General features: G+C 33.4%; 22 protein-coding genes and 1 pseudogene. 3 read left to right on the top strand and 20 right to left on the bottom strand.

Going from position 1 to position 24028, the window contains the following annotated elements:
• Positions 1-227: 227 nt before the first annotated feature.
• From ACW2QF_RS06865 to ACW2QF_RS06835, 7 genes are all read right to left on the bottom strand, one after another.
• Positions 228-821: a cytidylate kinase-like family protein gene (locus tag ACW2QF_RS06865; protein ID WP_455715256.1), complete on the bottom strand. Its 594-nt coding sequence runs from the start codon at positions 819-821 to the stop codon at positions 228-230.
• 23 nt (positions 822-844) lie between these two features.
• Positions 845-1603, bottom strand: coding sequence for an amino acid ABC transporter permease (locus tag ACW2QF_RS06860; protein ID WP_455715255.1), 759 nt, complete (start codon positions 1601-1603; stop codon positions 845-847).
• The gene (locus ACW2QF_RS06855) at positions 1604-2329 is read right to left on the bottom strand and encodes an amino acid ABC transporter permease (protein ID WP_455715254.1); all 726 of its coding nucleotides are present in this window, start codon (positions 2327-2329) and stop codon (positions 1604-1606) included.
• Positions 2330-2378: 49 nt separating this feature from the next.
• Positions 2379-3311, bottom strand: coding sequence for a transporter substrate-binding domain-containing protein (locus ACW2QF_RS06850; RefSeq protein WP_455715253.1), 933 nt, complete (start codon positions 3309-3311; stop codon positions 2379-2381).
• Positions 3312-3382: 71 nt separating this feature from the next.
• A complete protein-coding gene (locus tag ACW2QF_RS06845) occupies positions 3383-4105 on the bottom strand; it encodes an amino acid ABC transporter ATP-binding protein (protein WP_455715252.1) in 723 nt (240 codons plus the stop codon).
• Positions 4106-4452: 347 nt separating this feature from the next.
• A complete protein-coding gene (gene trhO / locus ACW2QF_RS06840; RefSeq protein WP_455715251.1) occupies positions 4453-5445 on the bottom strand; it encodes an oxygen-dependent tRNA uridine(34) hydroxylase TrhO in 993 nt (330 codons plus the stop codon).
• Positions 5446-5548: 103 nt separating this feature from the next.
• Complete coding sequence (locus tag ACW2QF_RS06835) at positions 5549-6790, bottom strand: DUF6273 domain-containing protein (protein WP_455715250.1); 1242 nt, start codon at positions 6788-6790, stop codon at positions 5549-5551.
• A 235-nt stretch (positions 6791-7025) separates the two neighbouring features.
• On the opposite strand from ACW2QF_RS06835, the gene ACW2QF_RS06830 reads away from it, so the two are divergent.
• Positions 7026-8612: an Ig-like domain-containing protein gene (locus ACW2QF_RS06830; RefSeq protein WP_455715249.1), complete on the top strand. Its 1587-nt coding sequence runs from the start codon at positions 7026-7028 to the stop codon at positions 8610-8612.
• Positions 8613-8733: 121 nt separating this feature from the next.
• Here the strand turns inward: ACW2QF_RS06830 and ACW2QF_RS06825 are convergent, their stop codons facing one another.
• The 3 genes from ACW2QF_RS06825 to ACW2QF_RS06815 all read right to left on the bottom strand — a co-directional run bounded on the left by ACW2QF_RS06825 (position 8734) and on the right by ACW2QF_RS06815 (position 12065).
• Positions 8734-11022, bottom strand: coding sequence for a hydratase (locus tag ACW2QF_RS06825; RefSeq protein ID WP_455715248.1), 2289 nt, complete (start codon positions 11020-11022; stop codon positions 8734-8736).
• Positions 11023-11272: 250 nt separating this feature from the next.
• The gene (locus ACW2QF_RS06820) at positions 11273-11866 is read right to left on the bottom strand and encodes a histidine phosphatase family protein (RefSeq protein ID WP_455715247.1); all 594 of its coding nucleotides are present in this window, start codon (positions 11864-11866) and stop codon (positions 11273-11275) included.
• Positions 11838-12065: a hypothetical protein gene (locus tag ACW2QF_RS06815; RefSeq protein WP_455715246.1), complete on the bottom strand. Its 228-nt coding sequence runs from the start codon at positions 12063-12065 to the stop codon at positions 11838-11840. Before ACW2QF_RS06815 ends, ACW2QF_RS06820 begins: the two co-directional genes overlap by 29 nt.
• A 288-nt stretch (positions 12066-12353) precedes the next feature.
• On the opposite strand from ACW2QF_RS06815, the gene ACW2QF_RS06810 reads away from it, so the two are divergent.
• On the top strand, positions 12354-12539 hold the full coding sequence (locus ACW2QF_RS06810) for a DUF6440 family protein (protein WP_455715245.1): 186 nt from the start codon (positions 12354-12356) through the stop codon (positions 12537-12539).
• A gap of 60 nt (positions 12540-12599) precedes the next feature.
• Here ACW2QF_RS06810 and fsa read toward each other — a convergent pair whose 3' ends face one another.
• The 4 genes from fsa to ACW2QF_RS06790 are packed head-to-tail and all read right to left on the bottom strand — an operon-like array spanning position 12600 to position 16482.
• The gene (fsa, locus tag ACW2QF_RS06805; RefSeq protein WP_455715244.1) at positions 12600-13253 is read right to left on the bottom strand and encodes a fructose-6-phosphate aldolase; all 654 of its coding nucleotides are present in this window, start codon (positions 13251-13253) and stop codon (positions 12600-12602) included.
• Between the two features lie 31 nt (positions 13254-13284).
• Positions 13285-13908, bottom strand: a complete 624-nt coding sequence (locus ACW2QF_RS06800) for a DUF4867 family protein (RefSeq protein ID WP_455715257.1) — start codon at positions 13906-13908, stop codon at positions 13285-13287.
• A 16-nt stretch (positions 13909-13924) separates the two neighbouring features.
• Complete coding sequence (locus ACW2QF_RS06795) at positions 13925-14950, bottom strand: LacI family DNA-binding transcriptional regulator (protein ID WP_455715243.1); 1026 nt, start codon at positions 14948-14950, stop codon at positions 13925-13927.
• Between the two features lie 50 nt (positions 14951-15000).
• Positions 15001-16482 (bottom strand): L-fucose/L-arabinose isomerase family protein, encoded by a 1482-nt coding sequence (locus ACW2QF_RS06790; protein ID WP_455715242.1) that lies wholly within the window; start codon positions 16480-16482, stop codon positions 15001-15003.
• A 447-nt stretch (positions 16483-16929) separates the two neighbouring features.
• Between ACW2QF_RS06790 and ACW2QF_RS06785 the strand changes: the two genes are divergently transcribed.
• Positions 16930-18447, top strand: coding sequence for a L,D-transpeptidase family protein (locus tag ACW2QF_RS06785; protein ID WP_455715241.1), 1518 nt, complete (start codon positions 16930-16932; stop codon positions 18445-18447).
• A 60-nt stretch (positions 18448-18507) separates the two neighbouring features.
• On the opposite strand, the gene ACW2QF_RS06780 is transcribed toward ACW2QF_RS06785, so the two are convergent.
• The 6 genes and pseudogenes from ACW2QF_RS06780 to pap all read right to left on the bottom strand — a co-directional run bounded on the left by ACW2QF_RS06780 (position 18508) and on the right by pap (position 23855).
• Positions 18508-19089: an AAA family ATPase gene (locus tag ACW2QF_RS06780; protein ID WP_455715240.1), complete on the bottom strand. Its 582-nt coding sequence runs from the start codon at positions 19087-19089 to the stop codon at positions 18508-18510.
• A gap of 122 nt (positions 19090-19211) precedes the next feature.
• The gene (locus ACW2QF_RS06775) at positions 19212-19643 is read right to left on the bottom strand and encodes an aspartate carbamoyltransferase regulatory subunit (protein WP_455715239.1); all 432 of its coding nucleotides are present in this window, start codon (positions 19641-19643) and stop codon (positions 19212-19214) included.
• Positions 19637-20557 carry an aspartate carbamoyltransferase gene (gene pyrB / locus ACW2QF_RS06770; RefSeq protein WP_455715238.1) on the bottom strand — a complete coding sequence of 307 codons (921 nt, stop codon included), beginning with the start codon at positions 20555-20557 and terminating at the stop codon, positions 19637-19639. Before pyrB ends, ACW2QF_RS06775 begins: the two co-directional genes overlap by 7 nt.
• 106 nt (positions 20558-20663) lie before the next feature.
• On the bottom strand, positions 20664-21425 hold the full coding sequence (locus ACW2QF_RS06765) for a hypothetical protein (protein ID WP_455715237.1): 762 nt from the start codon (positions 21423-21425) through the stop codon (positions 20664-20666).
• Complete coding sequence (locus ACW2QF_RS06760; protein WP_455715236.1) at positions 21397-22275, bottom strand: ATP-binding cassette domain-containing protein; 879 nt, start codon at positions 22273-22275, stop codon at positions 21397-21399. The genes ACW2QF_RS06765 and ACW2QF_RS06760 overlap by 29 nt, the downstream gene beginning before the upstream one ends.
• Positions 22276-22329: 54 nt before the next feature.
• Positions 22330-23855 (bottom strand): annotated as a pseudogene (gene pap, locus ACW2QF_RS06755) (polyphosphate:AMP phosphotransferase).
• Between the last annotated feature and the right edge of the window lie 173 nt (positions 23856-24028).

The following is a 24028-nucleotide window of genomic DNA, read 5'->3' as shown; positions in this document are numbered from 1 at the left end:
ATAACTTAGATAATAATTCGTCAGTCATACGATGTGTTCTATCATATAATAATAACCTTTTGATTGTTAAAAATCCAACCACAGATGATAATAATGAAGAAAAAATTTATTTAATTCCATACGATAATTAGCATTACCTTCAGTTCAATATGCATGAAGGTAAAATAAGCTGGATACCATTCAAAGGAATCCAGCCTATTTTTAATTTAATTGAAGAATACGACTATCTAGCCCCATCTTTGCTGTACGATACTTGCAAGAATCTGAGCAGTTCCGTCAACGCCAAAATTAGAGCTATCTATCATAATATCTTTGTTATCAAATACACTATCAACTTCTGTACAATAGCGTTTACAATAGTTTTCTCTTGCTTTATCTACTTCTTTCATCATCTTTTTAGCAGTCTTAAGATCCATATGTAATGTTTCAGTACAATTCCTAAGTCTTGCTTCATACGGCGCATATACATATACATTGAGGTGATTCTTATAGTCTCTTAATATACTATCTGCGCATCGACCAACGATAATACAAGAACTTTTCGATGCAAAATCCCTTATAATATTCTTCTGCACACAAAAGATTTCATCTTGTAAACTTGGCATCCCCATACCCAGTGGATATTTACGACGAAAGAATGCTGATTTTGAATTCTCCTCTTCTCCGCTAATTACGGATACTGGTTGTTGCATACGTTTTGCTGTTGCTTCAACGATATCACGATCAAGATATTCTACTTGAAGAATTTCTGACATCTTCTCTGCTATTGTTCTACCCAAACTACCAAATTGCCTCGAGATTGTAACTACATATTGTTCCATACAATGCCTCCTAACTCTGTATATTATGCTTTACGCATACGTCTTACAACACATGATAAGGAAAAATTAATAATGAAATATACTAAGGCTGCAAAACCAAATAATACAAATACATCGGAAACATTTATTGTGCCTGTACCATTGTAATTATATGAGGTACTCAAAAGTTTCTTCACACGTGCCATAAATTCAATTACTGCAACATTAGCTAGATAAGACGAGTCTTTAATTGTAGTAATGACTTGGCTTAACAATGTTGGAATGATATTACGAAATGCTTGTGGCAAAACAATATAAATCATAATCTGTACCATATGAAAACCTTGAGATTTACCAGCTTCAATCTGCCCTTCAGCAACTGAATTTAAGCCACCACGAATGATTTCTGCTATAACAGACGATGTGAATAAAACTAATGCTACTGTACCCTTAAATAACAATTTAATTTCTGCTGATGACAATCCAAACATCTTATGTTGGAAGATGCTAGGATAAGGACAGAACACTAAACAAATGAATATCCAAAGTAATAATGGGGTATTACGAAATACTTCAATATAAATTGTTGCAATCCATCTTAAAACAGTTGTTAAAATTCTTTTGATAAAATGACCTTTCGGCGCATAACAATAATTTCTTACTAACGCTAGTACAGAACCAAGTAGGATTCCAATAACAACCGCTATAATTGATACAACTAAGGTAAACGCGATACCTTTCAACAGATAGATCCATATAGCATGGTTTTTAAATATTGAAAGACTATTCATGAATGTATCCATCTACTCACCCACCTTTTCACGTTCTACTTTTGTAGCTACCGTTCTACGATCTCGTTTCTTTAGATTCATCTCCCACACACTAGCTAATTTTGATAATGGATAACAGATAATAAAGAATAACACACCACTTACTATATATGCAGGTGCATAAGCTCCACCTGTAGAGGCTCCAGTTACAAAGCTATAGGTTAGTGAAATCAAATCCGCACCACCAATAATATATAGACAAGAGGTATTCTTAATTAGATTAACCACTTGATTTACCATTGGTGGAAGGATAATCTTAATACTCTGTGGTAAGATGATATAAAACATACGCTCCAAATAGCCGAAACCTTGCGATTGTGCTGCTTCAAACTGGCCTTTCGGAATTGCTTCAATACCAGCACGAATTACTTCTGACATATACGCACCATGATAGATTCCAATGGAAATAATACCTGTTACGATAATCCCAAGACTATGACCGGAAAAAGCTAATGCATAGTACAAGAAACATATTTGCAGCAAAAGGGGCGTATTCTGAATTACCTCTACATAGATACGGCTAATGATACGTAATGATTTCTTTCCACTAGTTGCCATTAGTCCAAACAATATTCCTAGTCCTAGTGACAACAGTACAGCAAAGAATGCGGTTCTTGCTGTATTAAATAATCCTAATAAAAATGTTTCCCGATATGTCCATACCTTCTGCCACGCATCTGCTGAGAATATACTTGACACATCATTCCCCCCTTGCTTTTTAAAAAGTATTTTTTAGACTCTTATGTATTTACTCTAAATTATTATCTTTGATTAAACCATCAATTGTTCCATCTGATAACCAACCTTGAATCAATTCATCAACATAAGCTGATAATCCAGAACCCTTCTTTGTTGCTACACCATATTCTTGAGGTGAGAATTTATCATCAATGTAAGTACGTGTATCTGTATTGTAAATTGCTAAGATTGATTTATCTACACAGAATGCATCTATTTCACCAGCGCTTAAAGCTGTTGAGATTGTTGGATAATCATCATATTGGTGGAACTTAACACCTTCAGTCCATGTAGCTGGGTCGAATGTTTCTTCGTTAAAATTATCACCACTTATAAATCCACCTTCAATTAATGCTTTAACTAAAGCTTTCGAAGATGTGGAACCAGATGATACACCAACTGTTTTATCAACTAAATTTGCTAATGTAGTAATACCGCTTGACTTCTCAACTAATACTGTTACATAGTCTGTAAAATATGGAGTTGAGAAATCCCAACTTGCTTTTCTTTCATCAGTAATTGTAAATGTAGCTAATACACAATCAATATCTCCTGAATCAAGAAGTTCAGTACGAGTTGCAGCTGTAACAGCTGTAAATTCAACTTCTACACCAAGTTTGTCTGCAATCTTTTTGCCTAATTCAACTTCCATACCAGAATATTCACCAGTTAAGGTATCTTCATATCCGAAACCTACTACTGCATTCTTTACACCAACACGTAAAACACCACGATCAATAATAGCTTGCACATCTGCGGAAACATCTGCATTTGCACTGTCACCTGCCTCACTATTTGTATCGCTATTTGCATTTGTTTGTGTATCTTCTTTCTTGTTATTCTTGTCACTACTACAACCCACAAATAACATCATTGCTGTTGTTAGTGCAAGCATTAAAGCAACCCATCTCTTATTATGTTTTGTTGTCTTTACTTTCTTCATAATCTAATCCTCCTAATCAGTTAATAGTTATATATCAACAGGTATATAGACAAAACCTGCGATACTTCATGTTACCTAATAATCTTTCCTAAGAATTGTTTTACACGTTCATTTTGTGGATTATTAAAGAAATGTTCAGGAGTTCCTTCTTCGATAATTGATCCATCAGCCATAAATACAACTCTGTCAGCAACCTGTCTTGCAAATCCCATTTCATGTGTTACAACAACCATTGTAATATTTTCCTTTGCTAACTTAATCATTACATCAAGTACTTCTTGGATTGTTTCAGGATCTAATGCAGACGTTGGTTCATCAAATAGAATAATTTTAGTCTGTGCACATAGTGCTCTAGCTATAGCAATACGTTGTTGTTGACCACCTGATAAAGTAGTTGGATATACATGTGCTTTGTCACTTAGTCCTACTACTTCAAGATAATGATATGCTAAATCTTCTGCTTCCTTTCTACTCTTATGGTGAAGCTTCATTGGTGCTAAAGTTAGATTTTTCAAAACAGTCATATGTGGATACAGATTAAATTGTTGAAATACCATCGATGTGGTATCTCGAACTAATTTTGTTTTATTACGATTTGTCAAATGTTGACCATCTATGTACACCGAACCATTCGTTGGTTCCTCTAAGAAATTCATACAACGAACTGTTGTTGATTTCCCTGATCCTGAAGGACCTATGATAACAAGCTTCTCTCCTTCTTTAACCTCAAGATTTACATCTTTAAGTACATGAAGTTCTCCGAAATATTTATTCACATTAACAAGCTTAATCATAATTTAAATCATGCTCCTTTCCCAAGTGCACCTTCATAGCAAAGTGATTCTTGCTTCAAAGGAATCGCAACTTTATAACATTATAGCTTTATAACATTGTAATTTGATAACAACATAGTACTCGTAAAAAAGGGCACTTAGTAAATAATAAGCGCCCTTGCTATAATGTAATACTATACCGAATTAACTTATTAATGTCAAGAGTTGACATGAAAAAAGTATCTTAATACTCAATTTCTTTTACCAAAATCATATAAATGATAGATATTTAATCTGACTTTAGAATTAAATAACCGACGTGGCGTAAGTCACGTCGGTTATGCTATATCGGTAGATAACTAGTAATGTTATTTATGTAGTTTATTTAGTGTATGTTGGTACATTTCATGCTTTTGACCATAACTTTCATACAGGTCAATTTTCTTTTGCAATCTTAGTTTACTATCGTGTTTAGGATATTGTATAACATGATCATTACATTCATGGGAACAAAAGCCATAATGCTTTTCTTCGCATGCTTCACAGCAAATAAATTGTGAATGGCAAAGATCATTCCTGCAGTTGATATAACGATCCGAGGGTTCATTACATAAAGAGCATTTAGAGATAACAACATCTTCGTCGGTTCTGTTAATAGGAACGGATATGCGATTATCAAATACATAACATTTTCCATCCCATAGTTTCCCTTTTACTTCTTCGTCTTTACCATAGGTTACAATTCCACCATCTAGGTGATAAACCTCTTTAAACCCTTTGTTTAAGAAAACTCCAGTTAATTTTTCACAACGGATACCACCAGTACAATAGCTAAGAATCTTTTTATCCTTTTGATCCCCCAATGTTTCTTCAATCCAGTCAGGAAATTCTTTGAAGTTTTTTACAGTAGGTTTGATGGCATTTCTAAAATGCCCTATTTCATACTCATAATCATTTCGACCATCCACAATAATGACATCATCTTTTTGTAGCATTTCATAGAATTCTTTCGGATTTAAGTAGGTCCCTACTATGTCATTCGGATTTACATCATCCTCAGGAAGAAGGGTAAGAATACTTTTTCGATGTTTTACGTGAAGTTTGTTAAAGGCATGATCATCGCTTGGATCAATTTTAAATATTGTATCTTCAAAGCCAGGATAAGACATTAATATTTTCATATATTTTTCTGTGTCATTAATAGTACCTGAACAAGTTCCGTTGATTCCTTCATGTGATATTAGTATTCGACCTTTTAAATTCAGCCTTTTACATAGAGCTAAGTGTTCTTTTGCAAATTCTTCAGCATTATCTATGTGGTTAAATTTATAATACAGTAATATTCTGTAATTTTGAGACATTTTTTCCTCATTTCTACTTTTGTATATGTATAATTTAATTGTTTACAATCAAATTATACATAAAGTAATGCAAAAAGTAAAATACTAAAAATAACAAACTTATTTACTCTAAAGAATACCAAAACATAGGATATGCATATACATGCTCTTTCGTAGCTAAATTGCCATAGTTGTTCACTTCTTTTCCATTGTATACGCTCACTGCACTTTGTAAACCACCTGATGTATGTAGCCATGAAGACTTTGTAACTGTGTCTTCAAGTACTGATCCATACTTATCAACGTCCTCTAAACTTAATAAGTAAAGTCTGTCTTGCGTTTTATTGCCACCCTTAGTATTAAATTTCGTATTATCTATTGTAATAACTTCACTAGGTTCTATTTTAGCAGCTTCTTCCGCAGAGAAATTTTCTTTGATAAATTCTGAATTAAGATAATTTCTTATCTGCGATGTATCCCATGACACATCCCCATCATTATTATTATACACAATATTAGATATCGGCTTTTTCTTAATACATAATACCTTATCTTCTTGTTTGTCTAAGATTATCCATGAAGAAGAACCAACTTTCACTGTATCTCCAATTTGGGCATCACTTAATATTATCTTCTCAATTTCCACTAATCTTTTTGCACTATCTTGGTAAGTATTAACATCATAGAATATTTTCTGTGCATCTTTTAATTTACCGTCTTTTTGTAATCTTACAGCTTCATTATAAGATGATTCTTTATATCGATTCTTACTATCTTTGTAGGAATCAAGATTCCTATACAATTCTGCAGATGAACTATAAAAAGTAAACTTATTAAGAACTCTTGATATATTGTACCTCCCAAATCTTGTACTGGAGAGTATTAATAAGCATACTATAGCAAGGGCAATAAGTCCTTTACCTATTACTCCATTTTTGTTTTTCTTTGCATTAGTTGTTAATATCAGATCGCATTGTTTTGCCAACTTAGCTGATTCTTTATAATCCTTTAATTTCTTGAATCTACGACTTAGCTCTTGATACGCTTTATCTGACTTTGCTAATTCTAACCTGTTACAACAATCCTCATATTCCTTTTCAATTATTGCCTCCTTAAGTTTCTTGTATTGTTCCTTGCATTGTTTCACATAGGTCTTTGAATCCTTATAATCGCCTAATGAATCAAATTCTTCCTTAAGATGGTTATACATATCTAATTTAGATTGTGTCATCGGCATACATGACATGCTATTGAATACTCTAATAGCATTTTGATATTGTTGTTCTAATAGTTCTTCATCATTTAAATTATCTACTTTATCATTTGATTTTTTCTTCTTAATGGTTGCTTGTTTATCTTCTTTCATAATTAACCCTCATTCTATTTTTTATCTACTAGTCTTGTTCCTTGGTTATTTACTTTATCTAACAAATTATAACTGCAATAAATGACTCTGTAAATTTATTTATTTTTTTTTAGAATCATATAAGTACTTTTCCTTTACGAATATTGTAATATTTACTATAATTTGTTATAATATTTATTAATATGATACTATATTTTAGTACCATATTAATACAAAAGTTAAAAGAGATTGAAAAATGAAAGAAAAGAACAAATTATTAACCATTCTAAAAACGATGTCCTTAAGTATTTTTGTTCTGGTTATGATTTCCAATGTTTCCAATGTATTAGCCGCTGAAATTCTAACCTATGCTGGATCATCTAAGGATACTGCTACTCTCTTGCAATACAATGATACTGGTTATTATTCAACCAAATTAAACGATGAAAGTGATTGGTATATGTTCCAAACACCAAACACACCTGGATATACCAACGTCTACTTTAAAAACACTGGTATGAGTAGCAGAGCAGGTTTTTATATTTATTCCGTTGTTGATGAAACTTTAAAAAATAATAACTATGTCTATAGAAATGATTATGTGAATTATAGTCTAAAATTAGAAAACAATCAAACATATTACATAGAAATCACTAAAGGAACACAAGGTAGTACATATGTATTAGATCTAGACTTTACACCCGACGTAGTAGGAAATACTAAAAATGATGCTACTACCATCAACTGCAATACAGAATATAACTGGTCAATGGATGGTTATAAAGACGAAGACTATGCAGTATTTACAGCAACAAAAACTGGAAAGCACCAAATTTCTTTCAAAAACACCGGTGTAGACGCAAGTTTGGATGTTGCAGTATATGACTATAACACCGACGAACTCCTTTGTAATGATTGGTATGTATATCAAAACCGTACTTTTACAAGTGTATTAGACTTAGAGCAAGGCCAAAAATATTACATCTATATCGGAGATAATTATTCTGCACTTGGTAACAATAAATCCGTTTTAAAAATAATTGATGATAGAACTACAAAATTAACAGCTACTATATATCCAACCAACGCTTACAACACAGATGTTACATGGGCAAGCAACAATAGCGATATTGCTTATGTTGATTCTAATGGTAATGTAACTGCAAGAAAACCTGGTTCTACAATCATAACATGTACTGCTAATGATGGAAGTGGTGTTATTAGTAATTGTACTGTTATTGTTACACCTTCCAAAATTACATATCTTAATAGAGACACTTCAAAGACATCAAATTCCTCATTTTATGTTAGTTGGAATCAATTAAACTCTGTATCAGGATATACTATTTATTGTTATGATACAAAAACGAAAAAATATTCCGCTGTAAAAACAGTTAATAGTGACACAACGAAAACAACAATTAAAAAGATTAAAATTGGTGGAAAATCCAAATCCTTAACGCCAGGCAAAACCTATAAAATAAAAGTTGCTGCCTACATAACTGTTGATGGTAAAAAATATTACGGTCCAAAATCTGATAGCTTCTCTTATGCAACCTCGCCTTCTAAACCAAAATTAACATCTGTTAAATATTCAAACGGCGAATTTGGTTTAAATTGGAGCAAAGTAAGTGGTGCAACTGGATATGTAATTTATGTAAAAAATCCATATAGTAACAACTATTATCATCTTGCTACTATAACAAGTGGGTCAAAAACTAAATATACATATATTCCTTATTATAAAGGAACTTATTCATTTAAAGTAAAAGCATACCGAGAAGTTGGTAATAGTACTTATTATAGTTCTTTAAGTTCAGCAAAATCTATCAAATTCAAATAATAACATTAAATAACTAACTCTCAATTTAAATTTACATATCAAAATAAATCCCCAAGACAATTATCAATCAGTGTCTTGGGGATTTTGTTATACTAAATATATATATAAATTACTATCTCAACTAACCTCTATAGTAATTAATCAAGCAACCTTTCATAATGATATCTCTTTCATCATCTGTCATCTCACCGATTTTTAATGTGAACTCTTCTAATTCATCACGAACAATGTAAGCTTTCACTTCTGAAGCTTTCTCTGCAATTGCTTTCTTAATATCTTTAATGAAGATAAAGTCTCCTTTGTGGAATGGGATTTCTTCCTCGAAGATAAATGGAATCATACCCCAGTTGATTAAGTTAGAACGATATCTCTTAGTTGCGTATTCTTTCGCAATATTAGCCAAACCACCTAGTACTCTTTGGCAGCTTGCCGCTTGCTCTCTAGCAGATCCATCACCTGGCTTAACAGCATAGATTACACTTCCAATTTCGGTCTCTCTAGCCTTTAAATCTGGATAAGCTGACTTGATTGCTGTAAATGCCTTGTTGAACTCTTCATTCTCTCTCATAGGACATGTATTCGTACGTCTGACTTCTTCTACTGCACGAACTTCTTTAGCAAGACCAACATAAGCCGGATCTTTACGTGATAAAGTAAATTCAGCTAATCCAAGTGGATTTGAACGGTATGATGATGTTTCTCCGGATGGAATTAATTCATCTGTTGTTGTTACAGGGTCATGTATTTCAGAAACTACTTTTAATAAGATATCATCTGCTAGTTCTATCATAGAAGGCCAGTCAACAATACCAGGACCAAATTTAATTTCAGTATCTTTCCTAGGTTTACCAATACCATTATATACACGGTTATCATAAACCTTGCTATCATAGAAATATTTTGGCTTAGTGAAGTTCACATCTATATCTTCTGCTGATGTTAAATAACCTTGGTTCGCTGCTGTTGCTGCAATAGAACGAGCATCCATAAGGGCTACAGAAGCAACTTGTCCACTTGTAATCTTAGATCCTTCACGATTAGGGAAGTTTCGAGTTGTATGTCGGATACTGAAAGCACCGTTTGCAGGAACATCACCGGCACCAAAACATGGTCCACAGAATGCCGATCTTACTGTTGCACCTGTTTCCATTAATTTTGCAATTCTTCCGTTCCTAACAAGTTCAAGATACACTGGTTGGCTGGCTGGATATACACTTAAACTAAATTCATCTGAACCTATGTATTTACCATCTAATATATCCGTAGCATCACAGATATTTTCATATCCACCACCTGCACATCCTGCGATAACACCTTGTTCAACATATAATTTACCATTCTTAACTTTATCTTTTAGAGTGAAATTAATATTAGGGTTGTCAAGACTTATCAATGCTTTCTTCTCTACTTCATCTAAGATATCGTAAATGTTGGCATTTAATTCGTCAATTGTATATACATTACTTGGGTGGAATGGCATAGCAATCATTGGTTTAATCTCTGCTAAATCAACGTAAACCATTCCATCATAATAAGCAACTTGTTTTGGTTCTAACTCTTTATATTCACCTACCCTACCATGAATTGCATAGAAGTCTTTTACTTGATTATCCGTTTTCCAAATAGATGATAAGCAAGTTGTTTCTGTTGTCATAACATCGATTCCGATACGATAATCTACGCTTAAGTTATCAATACCATCGCCAACGAATTCCATTACTTTATTATTAACATAACCATTAGCAAATACTGCTCCGATTATTGCAAGCGCAATATCTTGAGGACCAACACCCTTTCTAGGTTTTCCAGTAAGATATACCCCTATCACACCTGGCATATTGATATCGTATGTTTTGCTTAATAATTGTTTTACAAGCTCTGGTCCACCTTCACCAACTGCCATAGTACCTAATGCTCCATAACGAGTGTGGCTATCCGAACCAAGGATCATCTGTCCACAAGAAGCTAATACTTCTCGCGCAAATTGATGAATTACTGCTTGATGAGGTGGTACATACATACCGCCGTATTTCTTAGCGCAAGAGAGGCCAAACATGTGATCATCTTCATTGATTGTTCCACCAACAGCACACAAGCTGTTATGACAGTTTGTTAATATATATGGAATAGGGAACTCTTCTAACCCTGAAGCTCTTGCTGTTTGAATAATACCTACGAAAGTAATATCGTGAGATGCTAATTTATCAAATTTGATTTTTAACTTATTCATATTTCCAGAAGTATTATGTTTTTCAAGAATTCCATACGCTATTGTATTCTTCGCTGCTTCTTCTTTTGTAATTGTTTTATCGCCTAGTTTAGAAGCAAGTGCTGCTTTTACTTCCTTATTATCTTCAATGATTTCTGTTCCATTTAACAGGTAAACACCATTATCATAAAGTTTAATCATCTATCTATCTCCTCTTCCTTTAAATATGTATGTTGAATTATTGTGCTATATCAATTTATATAGTTCACTCTAATATGACACAATATTACAATCATAAGTTAATTTAAGTACAATCTAAAAAAAAACGTCTTTGCTTTATAATATTTTCGCATTAACGTATTAAATTAAACTTTCTAATTAATTATAAACGCAATACTTAGGAAATGCAATTATTTTATATAAAATAGTAAGAGATGAATATTTATTAATACTAAATTTTCTTATTATATGCCTTGATTTTCAGATTTCCTTCTTGATCATCTAAGATAGCAATACTCGTATTGGCTACTAATGTTTTACCCGTACCAATCTCACCCTTTGAAAGAACGTGCAATATAGCATTAATTACACCTCCATGGGTTATAACTAATACATTCTGGTTCCTATGTTTTTCTTGATATTCTTTCATCGCTGCCATAATACGTTTTGTCAGATGTTCAAACGCTTCCATATTAGTATCTTCTCCCGATTCAAGTAAGGCATTTCGTTCCTCTGGCAATAATCCTGATACTTTACCGAAATCTCGTTCGATCAAGCGAGAATCCTCTATAACCGTAAACAAAGGATCATTCGTATTATTTGCCTTATGATATACATTCAGTAGATCGGCTATAATATTTGCTGTTTCATATGCACGTTGTAATGGACTTGCATATATTGCTGCAAACGAAAATGAGGTTAACGCTTGCCCGCAATCCCTTGCTTGTTTTCTTCCTGTATCGTTCAAAGGAATATCTTCAATACCTTGAAAACGTCTTTCGATATTCCAATCTGTTTCACCATGTCGTACTAAATAAATCTTCATTTTTGCTCCTATCTATTCGTTCTATCGCTAACTTATCGGGTGAAATCAAATACTCACTTGTTCGTGCTTGATTTTCTTCCGAGCAATCAGCTGCACTTCGCTTCGCTGATTTAGCTCTAGAACTCCGTTCTATCGCTAACTTATCGGGTGAAATCAAATACTCACTTCGTTCGTGCTTGATTTCCTTCCGAGCAATCACCTGCACTTCGCTTCGCTGATTTAGCTCTAGAACTCCGTTCTATCGCTAACTTATCGGGTGAAATCAAATACTCACTTCGTTCGTGCTTGATTTCCTTCCGATAAGTTACATTATACAGTAGTCGTTATGGGTTTTCCATTATATTATGACAAATTATTATTAATTCGTTAATAATAAGCTTAATATTGATATGGGATATTATTTAGATTATAATTATGATTATTAATAGTAAAATATGGTATTTCAGTTTTTTACTATTAATATAAAATACTTAATAAGGAGGATACAATGGGGAAATCAGACGAAAGATTTGAAAAAGTTTATACACAAGGTGTACTAACGATTACAGAAATTTGGGTGGATAAGACCACTGGAGTAAATTATATCTATCATACAAATGGAAGTGCAGGTGGATTAACACCTCTATTAGACCGTGATGGAAAGGCAGTTGTTTCAACAATATACAATTCTTAGTGTCAAAAAATGCGAAACTCTTTACTATCTAATCTTACGAGTTTCGCATTTTTTATAAACTTATTCGCCAAATACAGCTTTATAGTCTGATTGGAATTTTTCTATTCCTTGATCCGTTAATGGATGTTTTGTCATTTGTTCTATAACTGAATATGGAACAGTGGCGATATCAGCACCTGCTAAAGCACAGTCAGTAACATGGATAGGGTTACGTACACTTGCAGAGATAATTTCTGATTCAATACCATGGATATCGAAGATATCAGCAATTGTACGGATTAAGTCGATTCCTGGTTGAGAGATATCATCAAGGCGTCCAAGGAATGGAGATACGTAGGCAGCCCCTGCTCTTGCAGCTAATAACGCCTGGTTAGCTGAGAAGATTAAAGTAACATTTACTTTGATACCTTCACTAGCTAGTACTTTCGTTGCTTTTAACCCTTCTACTGTCATTGGAATTTTAACTACCATATTAGGATGGATCTTTGCAATTTCTCTACCTTCTGCGATCATAGCCTCTGCATCTACAGTCGTAGCTTTCACTTCTCCACTGATTGGTCCATCAACGATGGAAGCAATTTCAGCAATAACTTGTTTAAAATCTCTACCTTCTTTTGCAATTAGAGATGGGTTTGTAGTAACACCACAGATAACACCCATATCATTTGCTTTTTTAATATCTTCGACATTTGCAGTATCAATAAAGAATTTCATTTTACTATCTCCTTTTTTGTTAGTATTAAACCTAAACCGTTAAATTATCCCCTTTTAAGCCAATGAATGCACCGTCTTTATCAAGTCCTGATTCTTCATGTGCTACAAGCCATTTGTTTCTAGCAAATAGTAAAGCTTCTTCACCTTTTCCATTAGTTGGTTTCTTCACAAGGTCAAGATTCGTATCTTTTGGAAGAACAACTACACACCTAAATCCTGCTTCTGTTGCATCACAAGGAGCATAATGAAGTGTTGTTGCATATACTTCAATTGCGGTATTAGCTGGTAAAATAAATGCTTCTACCTTAGACGTATCATATGTAAAATCATCTTCCATATCTTGTTGCATACCAAGTAGAAGAATTAAGTCTTTGGAGGCAATATTTATTTCAGAACTTCTGTGATACTCTAATGCATTCAAGGTATGATTATGTCCATTACAATAACCCACTTGTACCGGAAGTCCTCCATACACATTGTTTGTAAAGTAGTCCATAATTTCTTCTGTTTCTAACTCAGATGCTGATGGTACATAGATAACATCAGCTGGTAATGGTGTAGTTTCAAGAATCTTAACAATGTTTGTTGTATCGTAATCTTTAAGAACACGTCCGTATTTTTTAAAACTTACATCTGTAACTTTTTGAATCTTCAACATCAATCTTCCTCCATTAATTCATATTCTCTAGAATCTTGATTTCATTCTTAATAATATTCAATTCTTTCATTGGTGTAATATTACTCACCAAATATTGAAAAGCCATATGGACTGCTTTGTAACCCTGAGTGAATGGTTGCTGGCATATCGTAGCCTTTATAATTCCTTCCTCAATCAATTCACGGGTTTCAGGTATTAAGTCAGATGCTATTATTGTAATCTTATCTACTAATCCTGCTTCTTTTACTGCTTTACATACACCAACCGTACCAGCTGCAACAATATAAAGTGCTGTCATGTCCGTATACTTACTTAACATTTCTTTTGCATTTTCATAGGCACATGTATCATCATCATTAGTTTCGATAATGTCTACGATTTCCATATCCGGATATTTCTCTTTACAGATCGTATAGAATCCACTAATCCTTTGATTATGTCCAGAAAGCATCGGCGTACCAGTTGCTATTCCGATTTTCGACACACCACCAGTAATTAATCCCAAAAGGCCTGCAGCAGTCTCACCACTTCTTTGATAATTACAACCAATGTGGCTAATTCTTTTGGAATCTTCTATATCTGTATTAATCGTTAGTACTTCTATTCCTTCTTCTGTAAGTTCATCAATCTTTTTAGCAATTCTTTCATCATTCATAGGATTAAGAATTAGAAAATGAATCTGATCCTTCATCTCATCAATCAAGTCAAGCTGTCTCTCAATCTGATAGCCTCTCATTGTTCTTAGCAGGATACCAACTCCATATGATTTGATTTCCTGCTCAGCACGTTCAATTCCAGCTATTACTTCATCGAAGAATCGGTTTCCTTCTGAGATGAGAAGTATCCCTATAACATGATTTTTCTTTTGTGCAGCTAGGGCTTTACCCGCTGGGTTTGGTACATATCCTAAGCGTTTGGCAGTTTCTTTAATAAGTTTCTCCGTTTCAGGTTTTACTTTTCCACGATTATTCAGTACACGATCTACGGTGCCTCTTGATATATTACATGCCTCTGCAATCTGTTTTATTGTTACTGCCATATTGTACCTCCAAAATCCTTATCTGCATCTATAATAGCTTATTCTAATATTTATGTAAATGGATTCTCAGTTTTGTAAAGCATTCCTTTTGGTTGGTTAAATCCAATATCTTCTACATCTAAGTACTTGAATACTTCAAATAGAGTTTTTCCAAAATGTCCAAATGCTACTGCACCATGGTGTGGATAATTCTTTTCAATTAATACATGGCGGTAGAATCGTCCCATCTCAGGAATGGCGAATACACCTATTGATCCAAAGGAACGAGTTGCCACTGGAAGAACTTCACCTTCTGCTACATATGCTTTTAACTGGGCATCTGATGTACTTTGTAGACGGAAGAATGTAATCTTACCCGGAGCAATATCTCCTTCTAACGTACCGCGTGTGATGTTTGGCTCTTGATTTGGTTCTAAGCTTCTTGCCATAATTTTTTGATTTTTCATAGAAGAAGAAGATAATTTACAAGATGGAGTATTACCACAATGGAATCCCATAAATGTATCTTTGTGTGTGTAATTATGGTTTCCTTTGATTTCTTCTTCATACATATCTGCTGGAACAGAGTTGTTAATATCAAGTAATGTAACAGCATCTTCACTAATGCAAGTACCGATGTATTCACTTAAAGCTCCGTATATATCTACTTCACACGCCACTGGAATACCTCTAGAAGTTAGACGGCTATTAACATAACATGGAACAAATCCGAACTGTGTTTGGAAGGAAGGCCAACATTTATTTGCGAATACAACGTATTCTCTTGATCCTTTATTTGCCTCCATCCAGTCAAGTAAGGTTATTTCGAATTGAGCAAGTTTAGGAAGGATTCCTGGCATCTTGTTACCTTGACCAAGTTCCTCTTCCATATCTTTGATTACTTCAGGAATCCTTGGGTCATTTGCGTGTTCATTGAATGCAGCAAATAAATCTAATTCTGAATTTTCTTGTATCTCAACACCTACATTGTATAATTGTTTGATTGGTGCGTTACATGCTAAGAAATCTTGAGGACGTGGCCCAAAAGAAATAATTTTCAAATTATTAAGTCCATTAATTGTTCTTGCAATTGGTAGGAATTCTGCTATCATATCAGCTACTTCACTAGGAGTGCCAACTGGATATTCTGGTATGTACGCTTTAATATTACGAAGTTTTAAGCTATAGCTGGCATTCAACATACCACAGTATGCATCACCACGACCATCTAATAAGCTATTACCTTTTTCTTCTGCTGCAGCTACAAACATAACTGGTCCATCAAAATTCTTCGCTAATAATGCTTCTGATGATTCAGGTCCGAAGTTACCAAGATAAACTACCAATGCATTACAGCCTGCTTCATTAACTTCCTTTAATGCTTTCATCATGTGAACTTCATTTTCAATTACAGTTGGACATTCATAAATGTCACCATACTTTTTAGTATAAGCTTTAACAACCTCTACTCTTCTACTTTCTGATAATGACATTGGGAAACAATCTCTACTTACTGCTACGATACCTAATTTAACAACTGGAATATTCTTCATCGTCTACCTCCATGCACATCGCATACTTTATGCGATACGCCCAAAAATTAAGTTGAAAGCGGGCACGCATGGCTCCTTTCTTATTATTTTATATTCTTTCAACCCTATCACTTTGCTATATTAAACCTTAAAATGTGCTCGAGCACATTTCTACTTTCATAATAACCTAGGTGTTACAATTTGTCAATTAATTTTTAGTTTCATTCTACGATTTCCTTATTCTATCTGACGTATAAGTTGCGTAAGATAGAATAAATTTCAAAACAAGTGACAATTCAAACTGGATATAATCCTTCCTCAATTTTCCTCGAAGAATTTTACATCTCTACTTGAACTTTTAAACCTGTGTGTTATGATATTCTTATGAAGTGTCTATTGTTATCTCGTATATTTCTTAAGGGGGATATGACATAGTCACTGAATGAATTCTTATTATGGAGGAAACTTATGAATAGTAGAACAACTAAAAAACGTAGTTTCTTATCAAACAGACTACTAATTGGAAGTTTTCTTACCTTAATTGTCATCCTAGTAGCAGGCTACTTTCTAGCTGTAAAATATTATAGCAATCATTACTATAAGAATACTATCATTAATGGTATTGATTGCTCAAACAAAACAGTGGAAGAAGCAATGAAGTTACTAAAATATGAAGCTGATAATTATGTATTAACGATTAAAGAACGTGGCGATATAGAAGAACAAATTCTGGGTTCTGATATTGATTTTACTATAACATTTGGTAATAGCTTAGAAGATTTAATTGAGAAACAATCACCGTTCAAGTGGTTTACAGCATTTGGTAAGAAAGCAGAATATGAATTTTCATCAATGGTATCCTATGATGAAGAAAAACTTAAACAAAAGATAAATGAACTTGACGCCTTCGATCCGGCTATATTTGTGGAGCCAGAGAATGCACATATCTCTGACTATACAGAAGATGGTTATACAATTATTGAGGCTACTCAAGGAACAAAGCTTAAGACACAAAAGGTAATTAACTATATCGAAGAAGCTGTATCAGGCTTTGAAGAAAACATATCACTAGAAGATCTAGATTGTTATGTAAAACCAACTGTTGCTAGTGATGATGCGACATTAATTGCTTTACGTGACACCTTGAATCAATATACAAGTACTGTCTTAACATATCACTTTGGTGATGTTACCGAAGTATTAGATGGATCCACCATACATACTTGGTTGTCTGTCGACGAAGACAATCAGGTTGTTTTAGACGAGGAAAAAGTTAAAGATTATGTCGATTACATTGGTAAAAACTATAACTCTTTCGGCAGAAAGCGTACTTTCAAAACAAGTTATGACAAAACAATAACAATTGTTGGTGGAGATTATGGTTGGTGGCTAAATCGTGTTGCTGAACGACAAGAAATTATCGAAGCTATTAAATCAGGTACACAAGCAGTTAAGCAACCAAATTATTACCAAACAGCACAACAATATGGCAGTGATGATATTGGAAATACCTATGTAGAGATTAATCTTACAGCGCAACATTTGTTCTATTACAAAGATGGTAAAAAAATAACTGAATCGGATTTTGTATCTGGTAACGTTGCAAGAGGTCATGCTACTCCTGTAGGAACTTATGGTATAACTTACAAAGAGCGTGAAGCAACTTTAGTTGGTGAAGATTACGAAACTCCTGTCCAATACTGGATGCCTTTTAACGGTAATATAGGACTTCATGATGCTAATTGGCGAACTGATTTTGGTAAAGATATCTATCTTACAAAAGGTTCTCATGGCTGTATCAATCTTCCACCTAAAGTGGCTAAGTTAATTTATGAAAATATCAGCAAAGGTACCGCTGTTGTATGTTATGAATTAGCTGGTACAGAAAATTACGAAGTTAAGGATAAGAAAACGAATAAGGACACTAAGAAAGAAACTAAGAAAGATAACAATGCTGATAATACAGAAGCATCTAGAAACGATTAATATTAACATAAAAATGACTGATACAAAATCTGTATCAGTCATTTTTTAGTTCTTTATATCTTATTCGAAATCACGAAGTATTGCTTCCATAGATTGATCGAATTCTTCCTCGCTAGAGTTATGGAAAATAATTAGTGAATCTACTACACCTTCTTCAGTAAGAACTTCTGGAAGATTAAATTCTCTTGTTGCAACATATTCGTCCCAGTTTTCAAGCTTCCAAGTATCTCTTTCTGACCCACGGTCAATCATTCTTTGGCGAATAACTTCTAAATCTGTATCAACCCATACAACAACTAACTCAGCACCTTTTTCATTGACTTGTGCTTTAAAATTCTTCATATATGTAGCATCATGAATCTCACGCGTAAACGGAGCATTGATTAAAACTTTATCTTCATATTCAAGTGCTTCTAACGCGAGGTCAATAATTGCAACATATTCTGCATCTCTAACATATGTTTCAAAGAACTCAGAACTACGATTGTTTTCTTGGTTTGCCACTTCGAATATCTTGTTTGATAAAGGAATTACTGTATCTTTGTCAAGATATACAATATGCTTTAACGCCTTTGCCAATTCCTTTGAGATAAATGTTTTTCCACTTGCAGGTGGTGATGTTACTAGTATTAATTTTTTCATATTAATAAAGCCTCCTAATTCTCTTCTGTGTTGTATAAACCTTAGTAATTCGAATAAAGAAAATCCTCCACAATGGTATAATATATGCTACAACCATCGCAAAGAGGACCCCTTTATCACTCTTATATTTTTTGATCTTTAAAAGATTGCTCGCAGTAGATACAACGGTAAATACCTTTTTCTTTGTTTGTTAATTTAAATGCATGTGGTAGTTCTTGTTCAATCGATGTAATACATCTTGGGTTCCTACATTTTATAATATTAAACACTTTTTCAGGTAATTGCAAATTCTTTTTTTCTTTTATTGTACCATTTTCAATAATATTGACAGTAATGTTATGGTCAAGTACACCAAGCATATCCAAATCGATGTCTAGATTTCCATCAATTTTAATGATATCTTTCTTACCCATCTTATTACTTTTCGCATTTTTGATAATAGCAACACTACAATCTAATTTTTCAAGATTCAAGTAGGAATAGATATCCATTGCTCCACCAGCTATAATATGATCAATTACGATACCAGTTGTTAATCCACCTATATTTAGCATCCTGTTACCTCCAATAATTTCATAATTAATGCCATGCGGACATATACGCCATATTCTGCTTGTTTGAAGTATACAGCTCTATGATCCGAATCAACTTCTGTTGCAATTTCATTTACACGAGGTAGTGGGTGCATTACCAACATATCCTCTTTTGCTAATTCCATCTTCTTAGCGTCTAATATAAAACTATCTTTTAAACGAATGTAATCTTCTTCGTTGAAGAAACGTTCCTTTTGAACTCGAGTCATATAGAGTATATCTAACTCTGGCATAACTTGCTCTAGTACTTTCACTTCTTTGTATGGAACATTATTCTCTTCAATTACTTCTTTACGTAGATAATCTGGAATCTTAAGTTCATTCGGTGATATTAATACAAAGTTAATATTATCATATCGTACTAAAGCATTGATTAAAGAATGTACTGTTCTACCAAATTTTAAATCACCACAAAATCCTACTGTTAAATTATTAAGACGGCCTTTCAAATTCTTAATTGTTAACAGATCTGTTAATGTTTGTGTTGGGTGATTATGTCCACCATCCCCTGCATTAATAACAGGAATACTTGAATAATTTGCCGCTACCAACGGTGCACCTTCCTTCGGATGACGCATTGCACAGATATCTGCATAACTTGATATCACTCGAATAGTATCCGCTACACTTTCACCTTTTGCAGCAGAACTCGAATCAGCAGAAGAAAAACCAAGTACACTACCACCTAGATTCAGCATAGCAGCTTCGAAACTAAGTCGTGTTCGTGTACTTGGTTCATAAAATAACGTCGCGATTTTTTTACCATTACAAACATTGGAATATTTCTTTGGCTCATTAATAATCTCTTCTGCCAAAGTAAGTATCTCTTCAAGTTCTGTAACGGATAAATCAAGGGGACTAATTAAATGTTTCATATGCACCTCCAAAAGAATATATAATTGAACATATCTTTACTCAACGATATATTGTACTCGATTCTTATGGCTTTTTCAAGTGCTATTTTGAAACCTATTATTAAAGTTACTTATTCTTTTTATTAACGCCTATAATACTTCTTCCATTCATTGAGTTAACCATAATTGCTAGATAAAGAAATACATAAACTACACAATAGATTAATCCTTTCCCAAGTGCCCAAAACGCATTAATAGAGACATATTCACTCTTGTTAATTTCTTTTGAAATTGAGCTTATCGGTGGTATAATCCATGCTATAAAACGTAAAAAAGAGATATCTTCAACAACCCCATTCAAGACAACTGCAAGTAATGCAACTAACACAATCATACAGATTTGCATTTTTCTTGAATGTATCCATGATTGATTGAAAACAAGACCGATTAGCATTCCCAAAAAACCAAATTCAAAGATTACTATCAATCCAAGTAACCAGTCAGTAATAAGGGGGCTACGATCAAACAAACTAGAAAAACCAAAATAATATCGAATAAATGGATATGTGGAACTTATAATGGTCAAAATCCCTAACATTCGACTTAATACAAGTATTTTACTTATATATATAAGATGTTTGTTATTATATCCAGCCTTCATAATAAATATCTGTTCTAATACTTCATATTCCGAATCACAATATGTAACAGAAATCACAACCATTAGAAAAAACATAAAAATTGCTTGTACTATTAACGAACCAATAACTTTTTGTGGTCCAACACTATAAGCTATTCCAAAGTAAGCAAAAAACACTATTAGTGGTAGGATTAACTTGTTTGACTTCAAGTAGTTTTTATTACCTAGATTCATGAATGCTCTTAACATAAATATAATCCTCCTCTCTACCAAACATATGGCAGTCCGTTATTTCATACTTATCCTCTAATAGTTGCAAAAGAATTCTCTGTGTATCTGTCGAACTACAAAACAGAATTGTTTTATCAAGTTCTTTAAATACCTTAATTGAACCGTTTGATATCAACCATTCTTTCAAGAGGTTTTCAGGATATCCACTCACAGTTACTACTGTATTATCAGCATAATCAAGTAGCTCCGTTTTCTTTTCTTTCCATAGCTGTCCTTTAATTTCATATACTTTATCTGCTAATTGGTCAATCAAATAAGGTTCATGACAACATAATAAAATTGTCGTATCCTTCTTTTGTAATTTCTTTATCTCTTTTATAAAATTCCTCTCAGATACAATATCTTGGCCTGATAATGGCTCATCTAATAAAAGTATATCTGATTTTCCCATGAGTGCCTGAATAACAGAAACTTTTTGTAAAGTACCTTTTGAAAGATACTTAAGCGGCGTATGTATCATCTCTTTTACTTGGAATAAATCATAATAATATTCTAACTTTTTCTGACTTTCTTCTTTTTCTAATCCATCGAGAACTGCCATATTCGTTAGCAGTTCTTCCATGTTTAGATTTAACTTAGGAAACCGATCAGGAACATAGTTAAATTTTAAATTCGGATCATAAATTACATATCCTTTCGTTGGTTTCACTATCCCTGCAATTATCTTCAATAATGTGCTTTTTCCCGTACCATTAGGCCCAATCAATGCAATCGTTTTTCCTTTTTCAAACATAAGATTTGCATTTGAAAATAATAAATGATTTCCAAATCTTATAGACAAATCTTCAGTTCTTAATATAACTTCCATTATCTTTATCCCCCTCATTTATTAACTGACATCTTAATTTTATGATAAACTTTTCTATAGTAAACTTTTCTCCAATGCTTGTACTACAGTCTCTAAAACTTTAATTCTTGCATAATGCTTAGAATTCCCTTCTACAACCACCCAAGGAGCATAGGTTGTTGATGTCTTAACAAGCATCTCGTCAACAGCTTTCACATATTCATCCCACTTCTCACGGTTTCTCCAGTCCTCCTCTGTAATCTTCCATGACTTTTCAGGATTTGATTGTCTTGCCTTAAATCGTCTCTCTTGTTCATCTTTATCAATATGCAACCAGAATTTGATTATCAATGCTCCAGAGTTATTAAGATGTTCTTCCATCTCATTAATCTCGTGATAAGCTCTCTTCCATTCTTCTTCACTACAAAATCCTTCTACTCTTTCCACTAATACTCTTCCATACCAGGAACGGTCATAAATTGCTAAATGTCCTACCTTAGGAAACGTATTATAAAATCGCCAAAGATAATGATGTGCGCTCTCTACATCATTGGGTGCACTGATTGGATTAACCTCATACCCTCTTGGGTCAAGATTCTTTGTAATTCTTTTTATTGCCCCACCCTTACCTGCTGCATCCCAACCTTCAAAAACTAGTATTACAGGAATTTTTTTTCGGTGCATATCACTATGCAACAAAGATAGTTTTTCTCCAAGTTTGTGTAGCTTCTTCTTATATTCTTCTTTACTAATGTCCTTTGACAAATCTATTCCATCTAAAACATGGGTTCTTATATCATCAACAGGCTCCACTTCATTAGGAAAAGTAGCAGTAACTAACTCAGTATTCCCAATGCGTGTAACCTGATTCTGCATTCCTAAAAGTTCTTTTCGCTTTAATAACTCTTCTTCTAATCTTACAACAACAGTTTTCATAATCTTTACTTGTGCATATTCAAAATCCATTGCCTCAATAATAGTCCAAGGAGCATTCTTAGTGTCTGTATTCTCAATCATCTCGTTATTCATCTTTAAATACTCTTCATAATGCTTATTTTGCCTAAGATCACGTTTTTTCACACGCCATGCAGTTGCTTTTGATTTCTTAACTTTTCAAATCGTTCTTTTTGCTCTTTCTTTGTTATATACAAAAAGAATTTAATAATAACCATTCCATCGTCCGTTAATAACTTTTCAAAGTTGTTGATTTCGTCAAATGCACACTCTAATTCTTCTTTATTTGTAATCTTATCAATTCGATCATTTAATACTCTTCTATACCAGCTCCGATCAAATAATGCAATTCGACCTTTTGACGGTAATTTTGAAAAGAATCGACACAAATATGGCCTCTTAACTTCTTCCACTGTAGGCCTTTGTATGGAATACACTAAAAAGCCTCGCGGATCAAGTGGCTGAATCAATTGGTTTATCATGGTTCCTTTCCCCGAGGCACCAAAGCCTTCAAATAAAATAGTAGTGGGAATCTGTTCATCTTTGCAGATTCTTTGTAGATATGACAATTTTGTAGATAGTTTCTCAATAACTGCTTTGGATTCTTTCTTATCTATCTTTTTATTCAAATCAATCTTTTCAAGCATTCTAGCTAATATGCTCCTTTCCAAAGTAGGTCGAAAATCATTTCTTATCAACCTTAACATTCTGTTTGTCGTTATCTAAAGGATTAACAGAATGGTTGGAACTATTCATTTTCGATTAAATTTGGAAATCCTTTTATTAAACTAATTATACATAAAAGAGTTGTAAATTACAA

The organism is Anaerosporobacter sp. (genome assembly GCF_965301125.1).
This window is presented reverse-complemented; position numbering and strand designations above follow the sequence as displayed.

Excerpts from the sequence above, each read along its gene's own strand:
- trhO (WP_455715251.1), bottom strand. The coding sequence starts at position 5,445 with ATGTCTCAAAATTACAGAATATTACTGTATTATAAATTTAACCACATA.
- ACW2QF_RS06760 (WP_455715236.1), bottom strand. The coding sequence starts at position 22,275 with ATGGAAGTTATATTAAGAACTGAAGATTTGTCTATAAGATTTGGAAAT.
- ACW2QF_RS06830 (WP_455715249.1), top strand. The coding sequence starts at position 7,026 with ATGAAAGAAAAGAACAAATTATTAACCATTCTAAAAACGATGTCCTTA.
- ACW2QF_RS06810 (WP_455715245.1), top strand. The coding sequence starts at position 12,354 with ATGGGGAAATCAGACGAAAGATTTGAAAAAGTTTATACACAAGGTGTA.
- ACW2QF_RS06765 (WP_455715237.1), bottom strand. The coding sequence starts at position 21,425 with ATGTTAAGAGCATTCATGAATCTAGGTAATAAAAACTACTTGAAGTCA.
- ACW2QF_RS06785 (WP_455715241.1), top strand. The coding sequence starts at position 16,930 with ATGAATAGTAGAACAACTAAAAAACGTAGTTTCTTATCAAACAGACTA.
- ACW2QF_RS06865 (WP_455715256.1), bottom strand. The coding sequence starts at position 821 with ATGGAACAATATGTAGTTACAATCTCGAGGCAATTTGGTAGTTTGGGT.
- pyrB (WP_455715238.1), bottom strand. The coding sequence starts at position 20,557 with ATGAAACATTTAATTAGTCCCCTTGATTTATCCGTTACAGAACTTGAA.
- ACW2QF_RS06820 (WP_455715247.1), bottom strand. The coding sequence starts at position 11,866 with ATGAAGATTTATTTAGTACGACATGGTGAAACAGATTGGAATATCGAA.
- ACW2QF_RS06790 (WP_455715242.1), bottom strand. The coding sequence starts at position 16,482 with ATGAAGAATATTCCAGTTGTTAAATTAGGTATCGTAGCAGTAAGTAGA.
- fsa (WP_455715244.1), bottom strand. The coding sequence starts at position 13,253 with ATGAAATTCTTTATTGATACTGCAAATGTCGAAGATATTAAAAAAGCA.
- ACW2QF_RS06860 (WP_455715255.1), bottom strand. The coding sequence starts at position 1,603 with ATGGATACATTCATGAATAGTCTTTCAATATTTAAAAACCATGCTATA.
- ACW2QF_RS06825 (WP_455715248.1), bottom strand. The coding sequence starts at position 11,022 with ATGATTAAACTTTATGATAATGGTGTTTACCTGTTAAATGGAACAGAA.
- ACW2QF_RS06835 (WP_455715250.1), bottom strand. The coding sequence starts at position 6,790 with ATGAAAGAAGATAAACAAGCAACCATTAAGAAGAAAAAATCAAATGAT.
- ACW2QF_RS06795 (WP_455715243.1), bottom strand. The coding sequence starts at position 14,950 with ATGGCAGTAACAATAAAACAGATTGCAGAGGCATGTAATATATCAAGA.
- ACW2QF_RS06845 (WP_455715252.1), bottom strand. The coding sequence starts at position 4,105 with ATGATTAAGCTTGTTAATGTGAATAAATATTTCGGAGAACTTCATGTA.
- ACW2QF_RS06775 (WP_455715239.1), bottom strand. The coding sequence starts at position 19,643 with ATGCTAAATATAGGTGGATTAACAACTGGTATCGTAATTGATCATATT.
- ACW2QF_RS06850 (WP_455715253.1), bottom strand. The coding sequence starts at position 3,311 with ATGAAGAAAGTAAAGACAACAAAACATAATAAGAGATGGGTTGCTTTA.
- ACW2QF_RS06780 (WP_455715240.1), bottom strand. The coding sequence starts at position 19,089 with ATGAAAAAATTAATACTAGTAACATCACCACCTGCAAGTGGAAAAACA.